The following is a 14,973-nucleotide window of genomic DNA, read 5'->3' as shown; positions in this document are numbered from 1 at the left end:
TTGTTCTCGAGTCAACGAGGATAGAGGATTTTCAATGCTAGTTAAGACTGGACCTACATCTGATTTAACCTGAGTTGGGGAGAAGTTTTTATCTACCTTATGATTTTTGTTCTTTAACTTCTTTTTCTTCGCGTCACGCCTTGTTTTACTTTTTTTACTCATGGCATTCCTTTCGAGTATTTCCTTAAGGATACTATCGTAAATGACTAAACCTGTTGTGTACACCTAGATGAAACAGAGTGTACACATGTGTACGGTTACATGTGATTTCCTTGGTTTGCTAGATAGTTGCTGTCATCACTGAGGCCATCCCCATCGCTATAAATACACGACTTATCTTTAAGCAATAGGTTTAGGGCTAATCCATTGCTATATTTAAGCGATTATAATTTTACAAGTTGTGCCCTAATGAATGTGTCAACACGAATTACGCCCGTTTTACTTGCGCTTAGCGCCTTAGCATTAACTGCATGTACCAATAATCCAACTCAGAAGTCTGCTGCTACTCACGCACAAACTACAGAGCCTGCATTTGAGGTTAAATACGAAAAATTCGTGCTCGACAATGGTTTGGAAGTGGTCTTCCATCAGGACGATTCCGACCCGGTTACGGCAGTGGCATTAACTTTCCACGTGGGATCGGCCCGAGAACTGGAAGGGCGCACCGGATTTGCTCACCTATTCGAACATTTGCTCTTTTTAGAGTCTGAAAACCTAGGTAAAGGTGGTTTGGACAAAATGAGTTCGCGTATTGGCGGCTCTGGCGCCAATGGCTCGACCAGCCGTGACCGCACCAACTACTTTCAAACCGTGCCAAACGACGCACTGGAAAAAATGATCTGGGCTGAAGCCGACAAGCTGGGCTTTTTCATTAATACGGTCACCGAAGAGGTACTGGCGAAAGAAAAGCAGGTAGTGAAGAACGAAAAGCGCCAGGGCACAGACAATCGCCCCTATGGCCATGCAAATTACGTGGTAGGTAAAAACCTCTACCCCGCTGATCACCCTTACAACTGGCAGGTAATTGGCTCGTTGGAAGATTTGCAAAACGCGACGTTGCAGGATGTAAAAGACTTCTACAACAAGTGGTATGTGCCCAATAACGCCACACTGGTGATTGCCGGTGATTTTGACCCGAAGCAGGCGAAAGCCTGGGTACACAAGTACTTCGACGAAATCCCTCGTGGTGAGGAAATCACGCCGCTAGCAGACAGACCCGCAACGCTCGACAAAACGGTTAAGCGATACTACGAAGATAACTTTGCGCAGCTGCCTGAGCTACGTCTTGTGTGGCCGGGTGTCGATTTGTATCACCCCGATGCCTATGCACTGGATATTTTGATGACATTGCTGTCTGAGGGTAAAAGCGCACCGCTCAACAAAGTGATTGTGGAAGACAAACAGCTCACGTCGGGGGTGAGCATGTATAACCGCAACTCTGAACTAGCCGGTGAAATTATGCTGATCACGCGTGCGTATCCGGGTACACCCCTTGATGATGTCTATGCAGGCGTCGAACAGGCTTTTGCGCAATTTGAACAAACTGGGATCAGCGATGAAGATCTGACGCGCATAAAAGCAGGCATTGAAACCGACTATTACGCGAATCTGTCGAGCGTACTTGGTAAGGCATTTCAGTTAGCGCAATATAACATTTTTGCTGATGATCCGGGCTACATAAACCGTGAATTGCAGCGCTATTTGTCGGTAACAAACAAAGACATTCAACGGGTTTACCAGCAATACCTGAAAGGAAAGCCGTTCATTGCGACCAGCTTTGTGCCCAAGGGGCAGAGCGAGCTGATGTTAGCCGGCTCAACACCTGCCGAAGTGGTTGAAGAAAAAATAGTGGCGGAAGGTCGCGGCGAGTCATTTAACCTGAGCGAAGGTGCTGGTTATACCAAAACGCCCACACGCTTTGATCGTACCATTGAGCCTCCTTACGGAGATTTGCCCGTGCCTGCTGTGCCAGCGGTGTGGCAGTCTGAACTAGACAATGGTCTGGGCATTTACGGTATCGAAACCCGAGAATTACCTCTGGTGGATTTTGAACTGACCTTTAAAGGCGGTTTGATGCTGGAGCAGAGCGACAAAGTCGGTGTATCCAGCTTGCTGGCGACCTTAATGCAAAAAGGCACTGCAACCAAAACGCCGGAAGCACTGGAGAAAGCCATTGAATTACTTGGTGCAGACATCAGCGTGTACAGCGGACAGCAGTCGATTACAATTTCCGGTACCACGTTAGCTAAACACTACAATGAGACCATTGCCCTGGTGTCAGAAATGCTATTGGAACCGCGTTGGGACGAAAAAGAGTTTGAGCTGGCAAAACAGGAAGCGCTGAGCACGATTGCTCAGCAACGTGCTAACCCTAGCAGTATTGCTGACAACCAGTATTACACGCTGTTGTTTGGCGAAGATCACATCCTGTCGAATAATCCATTGGGCACTGTGGAGTCGGTTAACGCTATTACCCTTGACGACCTGAAGCAGTATTATGCGGCGTACTTGTCGCCCACTGTGGCCAGTTTTCATGTTGTGGGGGCGGTCGACGCCAACACAGTTACTGCATCATTACAGCCGTTAAATGCTGCCTGGCCGGCAAAACCGGTGACGCTGCCGGCTTTTGAAAGCCCATCTCACCCTGAGTCGGCACTCTATTTCTACGATGTCCCTGGTGCAAAACAGTCCGAATTACGCTTTGGTTATCTGGCACTGGCAGAAACCGATCCGGACTTTTACCCAGCTACATTAATGAACTACAAGCTGGGTGGCGGCGGATTTGCCTCGCGTCTTATGCAAACGCTTCGCGAGGGTAAAGGGTATACCTATGGTGTGCGTTCGGGCTTTAGTGGTACCGACATACCCGGGCCATTTACTATTTCGTCGGGTGTTCGCACTAACGTGACTTATGAGTCAGCGGCTTTGGTGAAAGAAATCCTGGCTGATTATGGCGATACGTTTACAGAGCAGGATCTGGAAAATACGAAAAGTTACTTTATAAAAAGTGCGGCGCGTCAGTTTGAAACCGGGAATGCTAAATTGGCCATGTTAGAGAAAGTGAGTCGTTATGGCTGGCAAGCTGATTATGTAAAACAACGCATGACGCTGGTTCAGAACATAACCCAACAAGACATTGCCAAACTGGCCAGCCAGTATGCTGATCCCGATAAGCTGATCTGGTTAGTGGTAGGAGACGCTGAAACACAAATGCCAAGACTCACCGAGCTTGGTTTAGGTAAACCCGTTTTGTTGAATCCGAAACACTAGCCCTCGGGGCTTACCCCATATAGATAAAACTAAAGCGTCGCATTGAGCGGCGCTTTTTCGTTCTATTCCCGCGAAGTACGACCAAGTTATGAGAAATATACTGCTAAGATGCAATGAAAGTTTCGCATTTGAACTGCTATGTTAGTTACTGAAGTACATCATTAAAATCTACTTTTATCGCTGCGAGCTTGTCTTATACTGCGGCATAAAGTGCTATTGACCGTGTCCGCGCAACAATTTTCTTTCCACATCATATAAATATTAATTATAAGTAAAATGCATTCCATAAATGAAATATAAGGCCCGACCTTGCAATTTTTGCTTTCATTTTCGATTTTATTTATGCATTATTGGCGAAAGCCGTAGTCCTTTCCAATAAAAACCACAAGAACGGGAAGATTACATAATTGTTATTCATAAGTGAGCTTTATAGTAAGGTCGCTTTACAATTTTGTAGTTAATGGATTAAAGCATCTTGTGGCAGCAAATAAATACTGACTTAGCCGACGTACCTGTACGCGCGGTTAGGGACCTTTTTGCCCGGAGGAGAGGAGAATACCCTTGCAACTCTTAGTACTAAACGAAGCAAAGCACGCTGTGGATTCAGCGGTAGTGGAGCGTCGGTGCGCGGTAACACCAAACACCGTAATGCGACTTAGCCGAATGGGGCTGGACGTTGTGATTGAATCTGATGCCGGCGTGCGTTCAGGTTACACCAACGACGCCTATGCCGAGCAAGGCGCAACAATCATTGACGATGGTGTTGAAGCATTGTCGGGTGCAGACATTGTGCTCTATGTGAATCGCCCATCAGAAGCACATCTGGCCAAACTCAGTGAAAACACCCTGGTGATTGGTCATATTGATCCCTTCTTTCAACAGTCGCTGGTAGAGCAACTTGCTGCCAAGCAGGTATCTACGCTGTCGGTTGAAATGATCCCGCGCTCTTCGCGAGCGCAGAAAATGGATGCCCTGAGTTCACAAGCCAGCTTAGCCGGCTATGTCATGATGCTGCAGGCTGCCAATAACCTTCCCAGCATTTTGCCGATGATGATGACGCCGTCCGGTACCATTAAACCGGCCAAGGTCTTTATTATTGGTGCAGGTGTGGCAGGTCTTCAGGCTATTGCTACCGCGAAGCGCATGGGCGCAAACGTGCTGGCGTATGACACTCGCCCGGTTGTCGCCGAGCAGGTTGAGTCGCTGGGCGGCAAGTTCCTGAAAATCGATATTGGCGAGACCGGTCAAACCAAAGACGGTTATGCTAAAGAGCTGACCGACGAACAAAAAGCCAAGCAACAGGAAGCACAGCGCGATGCGATTGCAGATTCCGACATTGTGATCACAACAGCACAGTTGTTCGGTCGCAAACCGCCGGTACTTATTCGTAAAGAAACACTGGCGCTGATGAAACCTGGCAGCGTCGTAGTGGATATGGCCGCACAGTCTGGCGGTAACGTTGAAGGTTCAGTAGCAGGTGAAACTGTGCAGGTAGAAGGCGTAACGGTAATTGGTACCGGACACTGGAGCCAGCAAGTGGCCACCGACGCCACCGACATGTACGCCAACAACCTGTTTAATCTGATTGATGAGTTCTTTAACAGCGAATCCAAGCAGTTTGAACTGAATCTGGAAGACGAAATTCTGGCCCAAAGTGTGATCACACACGGCGGCGCAGTAATCAATGACATGCTGAAAAATGCTTACGGGGGGCAATAACTCATGGAAACTATTTACCTGATTTTTATTGTTTTACTGGCCGCATTCTTAGGCTTTGAACTGATTCGTAAAGTGCCGGCTACCTTGCACACCCCATTGATGTCAGGCTCTAACGCAATCTCTGGTATCACGCTGGTAGGTGCATTAGTAGCGTCTGGTGCTGAAAATGACACATTAACAACGGTTTTGGGCACTGCGGCAGTTGCGCTGGCAAGTATCAACGTGGTGGGGGGTTACATGGTAACCGACCGCATGTTGGGCATGTTCAAGAAAAAACAAGGCAAGTAAGGAGATTATGCTGTGAGTAATAATGCAATGATCATCAATCTTGCCTACATAGTGGCAACCACCCTGTTTATTCTGGGCTTAAAGCTGTTAAGTCATCCGGGCACGGCCCGTCGCGGTAACTTTGTGTCTGCCATTGGTATGTTTATCGCTGTTGTGGTTACCCTGATCGATCAGCAGATCATCAGCTACCACTGGATCCTATTGGGCTTCTTGCTGGGCGGCGCCTATGGTGCGTGGAAAGCCAAGAAAGTCGAAATGACGCAAATGCCGGAAATGGTCTCGCTGTTTAACGGTTTCGGTGGCTTAGCATCACTGTTGTTAGGCTGGGCAACTGTAAGCGGTATGAATCAACTTACCATGGCCACCACAGATGAACTGGTATTTGTCACTATTTTCCTGACTATCCTGATCGGTGGTGTCACGTTCTCGGGCTCAATAATTGCCTGGGGTAAGTTGTCAGGCAAAATGTCATCGAAGGCATTCATCTTCACGGGTCTGCGCGAACTTAGCATTCTGCACTTACTTGGCTTTGTTGCGGTTGGCTATTTGTTTGCTACCGAGCCTTCCAATGAATTGTGGCTGTATGTAGCAATAGGTCTGGCCTTGAGCTTTGGCGTGTGGGCAACCATTTCAATTGGTGGCGCGGATATGCCGGTTGTTATTGCACTGCTGAACTCGTATTCAGGGGTAGCAGCCTGTGCCGCAGGTCTGGCTGTAGCAAATACAATTCTGATTGTTACCGGTTTGCTGGTGGGCGCGTCTGGCTTGATACTGACCAACATCATGTGTAAAGCCATGAACCGCTCGCTAATGAACGTATTACTGTCAGGGTTTGCCAAGCCGGTTGAGATGGGTGAAGCCATCGAAGGTGAAGTGAAAATCATGGCAGCGCAGGACGCATTCTATGTACTGGAAGCCGCGCAATCTGTGTTGGTTGTGCCTGGCTATGGTATGGCCGTTGCTCAGGCCCAGCACGCTGTGCGCGAACTGCAATCGCTGCTGGAAGAGAACAATTGTACGGTTGAGTACGCCATTCATCCGGTTGCCGGTCGTATGCCTGGTCACATGAACGTATTGCTGGCTGAAGCTGACGTGCCTTACGATCTGCTGTGCGAAATGGACGATGTGAATCCGCGTATGGAAAACTACGACGTGGTAATTGTTATTGGTGCTAACGACGTAGTTAACCCGGCAGCAAAAGAAATGAAAGGCAGCCCGATTTACGGCATGCCGGTTATCGAGGTGTATCGCGCGAAAACGGTATTTGTGCTGAAACGTTCAGCCAATGCGGGCTTTGCCGGCGTCGACAACCCGCTGTTCTTCAAAGACAACACTCGTATGGTGTTGGGTGATGCGAAAGATACTATTAACAGTATCATTCGTGAGTTCGGCGACGAATAGTAAATACTTACTTTCGAAAAAGAGCCATGCTATATGCATGGCTTTTTTATGCGTGTTGCGCCATCAGTAACGTGGCGGATACAGCTTGCTTCCATTGTGCCAATCGTTGCTGACGTTGTTCATCGTTACCTTCAGGGTTAAACGTGCACTCGGTGGGGTTCGCATTTTGAATTGCATCCAGTCCGCTTAATTGCCCGGCTTGTATAGCCGCCAACAGCGCAGCGCCCAGTGCGGTTGTTTCCATTACAACCGGCCGCACAACCTGTGTGCTCAGGGTGTTCGCCAGGTGTTGGCAAAACCAGGAGTTGGCCACCATGCCGCCATCCACTTTTAATACACTGGGACGAATATCGCCGCTGCTCATAGCCTCTAGCAGATCGTTAGTTTGATAACACACTGACTCCAGTGTCGCTCTTACAATGTGTGCCGCCGTTGTGGCCCGGCTAATGCCAAAAATAGCGCCCCGGGCAGAGGGCTCCCAATAAGGTGCGCCAAGTCCGGTAAAAGCGGGCACCACAACCAGTCCATGTTCATTGTCAACATCACTGGCAATCTGTTCAGAGTCGGCAGCGTGTGTGATCAACTGAATGCCATCTCGCAACCACTGCACCGCTGCGCCTGCAATAAAAATCGACCCTTCAACAGCGTAGTGAGTCTGCCCTTTAATGCGGTAAGCCAGTGTTGTGAGCAGGTTATGCTGATTAATATCACATTGTGTACCCGTATTTACCAGGGCAAAGCAGCCTGTGCCATAGGTAGCTTTTACGTTACCAGGCTGTACACAGCCCTGACCTATTAGCGCAGCCTGTTGATCGCCCGCTACACCGCTGATGTGAAGAGGGGCGTCAAAATGTGTGGTGATACCAAAGTCATCCGCACAGTCTTTTACGGTAGGTAATATGGAAGCGGGGACATTAAACAAAGACAGCAGTGCAGGATCCCAGTTTGTGGTGTTGATATTAAACAAGCAGGTACGGCTCGCGTTGGTGACGTCGGTAGCATGCACTCGCCCTTCTGTTAACCGCCAAATCAAAAAGCTGTCAACGGTGCCAAAGAGCAACTCGCCTTGCTCAGCCTGCTCTCTCGCGCCTGGCACATTATCGAGGATCCAGCTGATTTTGGTGGCCGAGAAATACGGGTCTAGCCGCAGCCCGGTTTTTGACTGAACCATCTGCTCGTGCGGTTTCAGACCTTTGCAGATATCCCGGGTGCGCCGGTCTTGCCATACAATGGCCGGGTAAACACATTTGCCGGTTTCACGGTGCCAGACCAGCGTAGTTTCGCGCTGGTTAACGATACCGATGTGCTTCACTTGCATTCCCTTAGAGTGCGCGGCGCTTAATGCCTCCTGCGTAACGGCATGTACGGTCTGCCAAATGGCTTCCGGGTCGTGCTCAACCCAGCCGTTTTTGGGGTAATGTTGGTCAAAGGGCTGTTGCGCAATGTGAATGATTGCGAAGTGTACATCAAACAGGATAGCCCGCGAGGACGTGGTGCCCTGATCAATAGCTATGTACCCTGTTGCCGGATTGGTCGCAGTGTTAATAGACATAGTGATTGTGTCGTTATTGTTATTTTTTGAGTGTAGAAGGATTCGCGTTGCTATGCCAGTGGGCTAGTCTTCCAGCCACTTAAGCTTTTCCAGCGGATAGCCCAAATACCATTTGGTTCGCTCCAGAATCGGACGGATTTCTATACGCTTGATACCGAGTGAGTCATTGGCACTTAATGTATCGCAGGCATCCTTTAATGCGGTTAGGTTGGGGAAGCAGGTGAAGGATATATAATCCATGTCTCCACTAATTCGTAAGCAATCCATGAATTCAGGGATGGCCTGAATCGCTGATTCAAACGCGGATTTATAGGGCATGGTATTGCTATGGAGGTAAAATTCCACATAGGCCAGCACGTGCTCACAGATCCTGTCCAGGTCCATTTCGCAATGAAAATTAAAGAAATAACCTGCTTCTCTTAATGCCTTTTTACGTTGAAAGCAGGCGCTGGGAGACAGTCCCACTCGTTCAGCTAACTCCTGGTTCGACAGATCGGCTTCCTTATGGACGATAGCGAGAATCTTCTTGTTGTATTCGTCGAGTTTAATAATACGCTTAGCCACAATTGCCCTTTGCAAAACATTCTTTTGTCTGACGACTGTACTGAAAAAGCGAGTTTTTGCAATGCTACTGACTTCGCGAAGAAATTTTGATGCACTTTCCTTACACTGGTAACAACTAGTCATCACAGCAGGAATGTGCGTGGAGCCTCCTTACGATACTGATACACAGTCAGTGCAACCAGAACAAAAAGTGAATTGGCCCCGAGTGGCTTCCGTGTCGGCAATGGTCAGCTTTTCCATTCCCACCTTTGTTACCGGAATTGAGCTCTTTGGTGCGCTGAGCTGGCAGCATGCATTTATTGCTATGGGCATAGGCGCGGTGCTGCTTACGCTTATTGGCGGGCTAATGGGGGATATTGGGGCGGCCACCGGTAAAAATTCTTACATGTTAGTTCAGCGCGCTTTTGGTAAGCGCGGAGCAGCGATGCTGAATTTGTTGTTTGCCTTGTCATTAGTGGGTTGGTTTGGGGTAAATCTAGACTTGTTTTCAGCTTCGATTATGCAAGTCATCGGGGGCGATAACACCGACCCTGTTAGTGCTACCGTGATTGAGGCCATTGCTGGTATAGCCATGGTGGGAACAACCTTGTTTGGGTTTTCCATGATAAACCGGCTTTCTACCTGGCTGGTGCCTGTTATGGTGGCGTTTGGTATAGGTTTACTCTGGCTGGCGTTTGGCATGGCCCCCGTTTCAGCGCTAACGGAAAGTCATTCGCACATCTCTCACACCATAAGCGACGGTGTAAATATGATAGTGGGCGTGATTATCATCGGCGCCATTATACTCCCTGACATCACGCGATTTTCCCGCCAACGCCGTGGTGGCGTATATACCGCTTTTTGGTCTTATTTTATTGCCCAGTCGGCGGTGCTGCTCATTGCAGCTTATGCTGCCGTGGCATTCGGTTCCCGGGATATTCTTAACATCATTATGGCGATGGGGCTGGGTAGTTGGGCATTGCTTATTGTTATTGCAGGCAGTTGGGTGCTTAACTCCCTCAATATTTATAGTGCTCAACTCGCAGTAAGCGTTAATTTACCAGCTGTGAGTGCGAATGTTATTTCAGTGGTATTGGGTTGCTTAGGGATGCTCGCCGCCTTCTTCAATATTCTTGACCACTTCATCACGTTTTTATCCATTCTTACGGCGTTGTTTATTCCGGTGGCCGGCATCGTTGCGTTGGATGTCCATAGAATCAGGTCACAAGCTTATAGCGCAGGTGCTCGCGTGGTTAACCTGAATCTGCCGGCAGTAGTGGCCTGGGTAGCGGGCGCAAGCTACGCGAATATGAGTTTGTTTTATGCATTGCCCGGCATTACGGAAATTACGGCTATAGATGCATTGTTACTGGCCACCCTATTGTATTGGGTGGGTAGCGTTATTAAACCAACCGGCACGGCTATTCTGGAGAACAACTAATGCGTATAGGTATTGATGTCGGCGGCACACATACTGATGCCGTGTTGTTAGACGCGTCAACGGTGTTGTCGTCAAATAAAACACTGACTACAGCGGATGTGACGTCGGGCATCGTAAATGCTATCAAAAAATTGCTCGAAGACAGTGGGTTGGAAGACAGCCACGGTATTGATGCCGTCATGATTGGCACCACGCAATTTACCAATGCTGTAATAGAACGCAGAGAACTGTGCCCGGTGGCTGCCATCAGACTTGCGCTACCTAGTGGAAAGGGCTGTCCGCCGTTAACTGGCTGGCCTGATGATATTGCTGATGCTGTTGGGCGCCATGTCTATACCTGCCACGGTGGTTTTCTTTATGACGGTAACACTCTCGCCAAGGTGAAGCTTGAGGAGCTCGATAAGATTATTGCAGATATTCAGCAGCGACAAATCCAGTGTGTGGCGATTTCGTCAGCCTTCTCGACCATGGACGCTACGCCTGAAAAGATGATGAAGGCCAGGTTACAGAAGGCCCTACCTCATGTTCGCGTAACGTTGTCACATGAGATGGGCAGTCTTGGCCTGTTGGAGCGTGAAAATGCAGCCATCCTGAATGCAGCACTATTGCCCTTTGCCGATCGGGTTGTTTCTGCCTTTCAACAAGCACTGCAACAGCTGGGATTACGGTGCCCGATGTTCATAAGCCAGAACGACGGCACTTTGATGAATACCGATTTTGTGAAACGATTTCCTGCACTGACTTTTGCTTCCGGGCCAACGAATTCATTGCGCGGCGCTTACAAATTAACAGGCATTGAGAATGCGCTGGTGGTGGACATTGGTGGCACTACATCTGACATCGGTGTACTGCAGAATGGTTTTCCCCGTGAGTCCGGACAGGTAGTGGATATTGGCGGTGTACGCACCAACTTCCGCATGCCTGATGTTCGCGCTGTAGGTTTGGGCGGAGGGAGTATTGTTTCTGCGGACGGCAACCAAATTGGCCCTCAGTCATGCGGTCATAAACTGGTCTCCGAAGCCCGAGTCTTTGGGGGTAACACCTTAACGACCACCGATATTGCAGTGGCTGCAGGTTATGTTGCTATTGGGCCGCACGCTCACTCACTGGCGCTGCCTGATTCATTGGTTCAGCAGGCATTAAATACAATGAAAGCCCTGCTGGATCGCAATATCGATATGATGAAACCCAATGCCAAGCCCGTACCCGTTATTTTAGTGGGAGGAGGAGCAATACTGGTGAATGGAGATTTAGCGTCAGCGTCTGAGACAGTGCGACCTGAGTATGCGGGTGTTGCCAATGCTATTGGTGCTGCCATTGCGCAAGTAGGTGGTGAAGCAGAAAGCTTGATGTCGTATCGCAGCCTCGGCCGGGAGCCTGCCCTGGAGCAAGTGAAGTCACTGGCTATAAAACACGCGTGTAATGCTGGAGCCTGTCCTGACTCTATTCGGATCCTGGACATTGAGGAAACTGAAGTGCCGTATATGGACGGAGAAGTCACGAGAGTAAGGGTAAAAGTGGTCGGTGAGTTAAATGCGCTATCAGGGCGTCGGGAGGTGACCGCATGATACTGAATACAATCGGGGTTGAAGACCTTGATGCACTGAGTCTGGGCTCTGTGTTTTTAGCCACCGGCGGCGGTGGCGATCCGTATTTACCCATGCTGCTTACAAAGCAGGCGCTAGAGACATTTGGGCCGGTCAGGCTCATTCAGGTCGATGATCTTGACGATGACGCCAATATTGTGGCTTTAGGCGCCGTCGGAGCACCCACTGTCAGCCTCGAACTTTTGCCTTCCATTGATGAAGCAAGTGAGACACTCACTGCATTTGAGACACACACTCAAAAAGCGGTTGATGTGGTTGCTTCGTTTGAAGTAGGAGGTGGGAATTCGCTGTTGCCCATTATGGCTGCTGCCGGGAGAGGTTTACCGGTTGTTGATGGGGATGGCATGGGAAGAGCGCTGCCAGAAGCCCAAATGATGACGTATGCAATTGCAGGTGCAAAGCCCACGCCCGCAGTGGCAAGGGATTACGCTGGAAATACTGCTTCGTTTAACACATCAGACACGGCTACTTATGAACGCCATATTCGCGCGTTTGCGATGTCAGCCGGAGGTATGATCACGGCAGCTGAACACCCAATGACAGGCGCGTTTATAAAACAAGCGATTATTCCAGGCTCACTGAGTTTTGCCATACAACTTGGTCGCTTGTTAATGGAAAAACGAGGACCGGTAGCGCAGATCGTTGAGCCGTTACAGGCACTGTTCAGCGGATCCGTGTACGGGCGTTGTGAGTTGCTTTTCACCGGTAAAGTGGTCGACAAATCTACGCGTATTACTGGGGGATATGATGTTGGTTCTGCGATCATAGAAGACTTCGATAATATCCACGCGCCACTAAATATAGCCATTAAGAATGAGTATCTGCTGGCGACGCAAAACGATAAAGTACTGGCGAGTGTGCCGGATTTAATTGTGGTAGTGGATTATGATACGTCTGAACCCATTAACGCAGAACGTTTGAAGTTTGGCCAACGTGTAGGCGTACTGGCGGTGGGCTGTCCGGCTTTTTATCGCACAGAGGCTGCGCTGAAAGTAGTGTCGCCGCGAGCTTTCGGTTTTGATAATGACTATGTGCCGCTGGACTAGCGGCAAGCACGGCTACTTTGCAAAGGCGTATTCGAAGTCGTAGAAGTGTTTTCCGTCGACATTCTGAATTTGCATATTGCCATACAATCCCGTTAATTCGCCGGTAGCGGAGTCAGGCACTACTACAATCGTCAGCTGTTGTTCGCCGCGGCTCATAATACCCGAGTGCTGCAGAGAGAACGTCCCGTTCTTGCCGGCCAATGAGCCGGTCACTGTCTCTATGGCTACATAGCCAGCAGAGCCAGGTTCATCCGTTCGCACACTCAACATTTGGCCAAAACTATTCCCGCGAAGGTCGCCGCTATAGGCTTTGCTGAGCAACATGCGGCCCATGGCTTTTTCATCTTGCTGAGGAGTCAGTTCTACGGTGAACTCACCAATTATCCGCTGCATTGTCGTACTCCTTGTCGGTCAACTAACGTTCTGCATTGCCTGTGTACCGACTTCTATGCCAGATTCAAAGACTTATCGTTTGATCCATGTTACGGTGGCGGGTAAAAAATAGTCAATGACTTTCGGTTTATTTGCAAAAGTGAATCGATAACGGGCTTTTTTTCGTATTGAAAAACAGTGAAATTGTCATAGCACTGCAAGTAAAGGTCGTTATAATACGCGACAATTTTTAAGCAATATTCTGTACGCATTTTTTGCCCTGCGGACAGGCGATTTATATAAGGTACATCATGGTTGGACTCTCGTCAGACTGGTCGATCGAAGAAGCTGAACGCATCTACGGCGTATCGCGCTGGGGCGGTGGTTATTTTAAGATCGGTGACAACGGTAATGTGCACGTGGTGCCGAATCCTTCGGACCCGTCCGTGCGCATCGATTTTAAAGCGGTAATCGATGAAATTCTGCAAGAAGGTGTGCAGTTACCTGTGGTAGTGCGTTTCCACGACGTACTGCGTTCTCAGGTTGCTAACCTGAATACTATTTTTAAAAACACCATTGCCGAAGCGGAATATCAGGCTGAATACAACGGCGTGTATCCGGTTAAAGTAAACCAGATGCGTGAAGTGGTAGAAGAGATCGTTGATGCAGGTGAGCCCTTTAATTACGGGCTGGAAGCCGGTTCAAAAGCAGAACTGCTGACTGTGTTGGCTATGAACACCAACGAAGACTCACTCACCGTGCTTAACGGCTATAAAGACGAAGAGTTTATGCGCCTGGCGTTATTGGGTCGCAAGCTGGGTCGCCGCATGGTAGTGGTAGTTGAAAAGTACTCTGAACTCCTGTTGCTGGTGCGTATTGCCAAAGAATTGCAAATAGAGCCCATCATTGGTGTACGCGCCAAAATGACCGTGAAAGGCCGTGGTAAATGGGAAAGTTCAGGCGGCGAACGCGCCAAATTTGGTCTGACGATTTCTGAGATCATCAACACGGCGCGGTATCTGAAAGACGAAGGTATGGCCCATTGCCTGAAACTGCTTCACTTCCATATTGGCAGCCAGCTTACTGACATTCGTTCTGTTAAAGAGGCTATTTCTGAAGGTGCCCGCATTTATGCTGAACTGCATAAAATGGGTTTCCCGCTGGACTTCGTTGATGTGGGTGGTGGCCTGGGCATCGATTACGATGGGACGGCGTCTACCAGTGAATCGTCGCGTAACTATACCATGCAGGAATACGTGTCAGACGTTGTTTATGGCATGAAAGAAGTGTGTGATCTGGAAGGTGTACCGCACCCTAATCTGGTAAGCGAAAGTGGCCGTGCTATTACCGCACACCACAGCTGCGTAATCACCCAGATTGTGGGTGAAATCCGATCTAACAGCTCGGAAGTCGACACCAGCGAGAACGAAGGTGAGCATATCTTCGTGAGCAACATGCGTGAAATGGCTGAGAGCTTTGATCAGCAAACCAATATGCAGGAAGTGTATAACGACGCATCGCAATACAAAGAGCAGGCACTGGATGCTTTTAAACTGCGCGTCTTGTCGCTGGAAGAGCTGGCTAAAATAGAAACCCTGTACTGGCAGATTATCTCGCGCTTACAAACCTACTATGCGAACGCAGAGTACGTGCCGGAAGAGTTACAAGAGCTGGATTACAGCTTGTCGTCGCAGTACCTGTGTAACTTCTCGGTATTCCAATCGGCAGCTGATA

11 protein-coding genes are annotated in these 14,973 nt (G+C 49.0%); 8 read left to right on the top strand and 3 right to left on the bottom strand.

Annotated elements, in window-relative coordinates; all coding sequences use genetic code 11:
• Nucleotides 1–408 precede the first annotated feature (408 nt).
• The 4 genes from AC4MRN_RS13685 to AC4MRN_RS13670 all read left to right on the top strand — a co-directional run bounded on the left by AC4MRN_RS13685 (nt 409) and on the right by AC4MRN_RS13670 (nt 6,678).
• A complete protein-coding gene (locus tag AC4MRN_RS13685; protein ID WP_491203580.1) occupies nt 409–3,270 on the top strand; it encodes a M16 family metallopeptidase in 2,862 nt (953 codons plus the stop codon).
• Nucleotides 3,271–3,831: 561 nt separating this feature from the next.
• Entirely contained in the window at nt 3,832–4,989 is a 1,158-nt protein-coding gene (locus AC4MRN_RS13680; protein ID WP_491203579.1) for an NAD(P) transhydrogenase subunit alpha, read from the top strand.
• A gap of 3 nt (nt 4,990–4,992) precedes the next feature.
• Nucleotides 4,993–5,277, top strand: a complete 285-nt coding sequence (locus AC4MRN_RS13675) for an NAD(P) transhydrogenase subunit alpha part 2 (RefSeq protein ID WP_073317753.1) — start codon at nt 4,993–4,995, stop codon at nt 5,275–5,277.
• Nucleotides 5,278–5,304: 27 nt separating this feature from the next.
• Complete coding sequence (locus AC4MRN_RS13670) at nt 5,305–6,678, top strand: NAD(P)(+) transhydrogenase (Re/Si-specific) subunit beta (RefSeq protein ID WP_491203581.1); 1,374 nt, start codon at nt 5,305–5,307, stop codon at nt 6,676–6,678.
• A 46-nt stretch (nt 6,679–6,724) separates the two neighbouring features.
• Here AC4MRN_RS13670 and glpK read toward each other — a convergent pair whose 3' ends face one another.
• Together glpK and AC4MRN_RS13660 are read right to left on the bottom strand one after the other, a co-directional pair.
• A complete protein-coding gene (glpK, locus tag AC4MRN_RS13665) occupies nt 6,725–8,230 on the bottom strand; it encodes a glycerol kinase GlpK (protein WP_491203578.1) in 1,506 nt (501 codons plus the stop codon).
• A 63-nt stretch (nt 8,231–8,293) separates the two neighbouring features.
• On the bottom strand, nt 8,294–8,794 hold the full coding sequence (locus AC4MRN_RS13660) for an Lrp/AsnC family transcriptional regulator (RefSeq protein ID WP_475071231.1): 501 nt from the start codon (nt 8,792–8,794) through the stop codon (nt 8,294–8,296).
• A gap of 139 nt (nt 8,795–8,933) precedes the next feature.
• Between AC4MRN_RS13660 and AC4MRN_RS13655 the strand changes: the two genes are divergently transcribed.
• The 3 genes from AC4MRN_RS13655 to AC4MRN_RS13645 are packed head-to-tail and all read left to right on the top strand — an operon-like array spanning nt 8,934 to nt 12,867.
• Complete coding sequence (locus AC4MRN_RS13655) at nt 8,934–10,214, top strand: purine-cytosine permease family protein (RefSeq protein ID WP_370242708.1); 1,281 nt, start codon at nt 8,934–8,936, stop codon at nt 10,212–10,214.
• Nucleotides 10,214–11,782 carry a hydantoinase/oxoprolinase N-terminal domain-containing protein gene (locus AC4MRN_RS13650; RefSeq protein WP_491203577.1) on the top strand — a complete coding sequence of 523 codons (1,569 nt, stop codon included), beginning with the start codon at nt 10,214–10,216 and terminating at the stop codon, nt 11,780–11,782. Before AC4MRN_RS13655 ends, AC4MRN_RS13650 begins: the two co-directional genes overlap by 1 nt.
• Complete coding sequence (locus AC4MRN_RS13645) at nt 11,779–12,867, top strand: S-methyl thiohydantoin desulfurase family protein (RefSeq protein ID WP_491203576.1); 1,089 nt, start codon at nt 11,779–11,781, stop codon at nt 12,865–12,867. Before AC4MRN_RS13650 ends, AC4MRN_RS13645 begins: the two co-directional genes overlap by 4 nt.
• Before the next feature lie 12 nt (nt 12,868–12,879).
• Here the strand turns inward: AC4MRN_RS13645 and AC4MRN_RS13640 are convergent, their stop codons facing one another.
• Nucleotides 12,880–13,260 carry a DUF3224 domain-containing protein gene (locus AC4MRN_RS13640; protein ID WP_491203575.1) on the bottom strand — a complete coding sequence of 127 codons (381 nt, stop codon included), beginning with the start codon at nt 13,258–13,260 and terminating at the stop codon, nt 12,880–12,882.
• Between the two features lie 290 nt (nt 13,261–13,550).
• Between AC4MRN_RS13640 and speA the strand changes: the two genes are divergently transcribed.
• A partial coding sequence (gene speA, locus AC4MRN_RS13635; protein WP_491203574.1) for a biosynthetic arginine decarboxylase occupies nt 13,551–14,973 on the top strand: 1,423 nt, incomplete at its 3' end.

Source organism: Marisediminitalea sp., from assembly GCF_984433645.1.
This window is presented reverse-complemented; position numbering and strand designations above follow the sequence as displayed.

Excerpts from the sequence above, each read along its gene's own strand:
- glpK (WP_491203578.1), bottom strand. The coding sequence starts at position 8,230 with ATGTCTATTAACACTGCGACCAATCCGGCAACAGGGTACATAGCTATT.
- AC4MRN_RS13640 (WP_491203575.1), bottom strand. The coding sequence starts at position 13,260 with ATGCAGCGGATAATTGGTGAGTTCACCGTAGAACTGACTCCTCAGCAA.
- AC4MRN_RS13675 (WP_073317753.1), top strand. The coding sequence starts at position 4,993 with ATGGAAACTATTTACCTGATTTTTATTGTTTTACTGGCCGCATTCTTA.
- AC4MRN_RS13685 (WP_491203580.1), top strand. The coding sequence starts at position 409 with ATGAATGTGTCAACACGAATTACGCCCGTTTTACTTGCGCTTAGCGCC.
- AC4MRN_RS13650 (WP_491203577.1), top strand. The coding sequence starts at position 10,214 with ATGCGTATAGGTATTGATGTCGGCGGCACACATACTGATGCCGTGTTG.
- AC4MRN_RS13645 (WP_491203576.1), top strand. The coding sequence starts at position 11,779 with ATGATACTGAATACAATCGGGGTTGAAGACCTTGATGCACTGAGTCTG.
- AC4MRN_RS13670 (WP_491203581.1), top strand. The coding sequence starts at position 5,305 with ATGATCATCAATCTTGCCTACATAGTGGCAACCACCCTGTTTATTCTG.